The 744-nt window shown below is 53.6% G+C and carries 1 protein-coding gene; it reads right to left on the bottom strand.

Annotated features, from left to right (window positions below):
• Positions 1 to 312: 312 nt before the first annotated feature.
• Positions 313 to 744, bottom strand: a 432-nt coding sequence (locus MLC59_RS19860; protein WP_248237332.1) for an ATP-dependent DNA helicase, incomplete at its 5' end; no start/stop codon positions are given.

Here is a 744-nt window from a genome sequence, read left to right as displayed (position 1 = left end):
AATGGTCAGTCAATGCCACGCACAGCCGGACAACATCGCGTGCCCGCTCATTGCTTCGTTACATGAGGGAGGTATTGGGACAAGAGGCTAAAAGGGTTAGCTTCTGAACCAATCGACCTCTTGGGGTTCTACCCCGTCACTGCGGACACTACGAAAAGATAGGCAGATTTATTGAACCGAGGTGCGCGAATGTTCGCTTTTGTTTATGAGCTGATTTTGAGGTATTTGACGATCAGCGATGATCGTTTAAGATGAAGTTGCGGTACAGGGAGAGGCCCCGATGGCCGCGACCGGCGATGAGGGGGCGTGCCATTAATGGCTAACCCCCGAATCCCTCTCTTGCAGCAGCTCCCTCAAGAAACTCGCCCGCCTGGTGGCATTGCTTACCGATTTTACGATGGACGCAAAATCACTAGCCTGCCCGACAATATGTATCTCTGCCTCGGCACGGGTAATCGCCGTGTAAAGCCACGCACGGTCTGAGATACGCCCCGTCTGGACTGCCACGACGATTCTCGGGAACTGGCTCCCTTGAGCCTTGTGGAGCGTGATTCCGTAGCCAAGCTCCATGCAATCGAAGACTTCATCCGTAATTGAAATGGCTTCGCCGGTATCCAGTGTCACGACACCAAATGTTTCCTGGCCGTCCTGGGTGTCGCGCTCTGTTGAGGATAATACGCCAAGAGACCCATTCTGAATGCCTATGTTGTAGTTGTTCCTGGTGAAGAGGATCGGGTCGCCCAC

The sequence above is a fragment of the Marinobacter bryozoorum genome, assembly GCF_023156245.1.
Classification (GTDB): Bacteria; Pseudomonadota; Gammaproteobacteria; order Pseudomonadales; family Oleiphilaceae; genus Marinobacter; species Marinobacter bryozoorum.
This window is presented reverse-complemented; position numbering and strand designations above follow the sequence as displayed.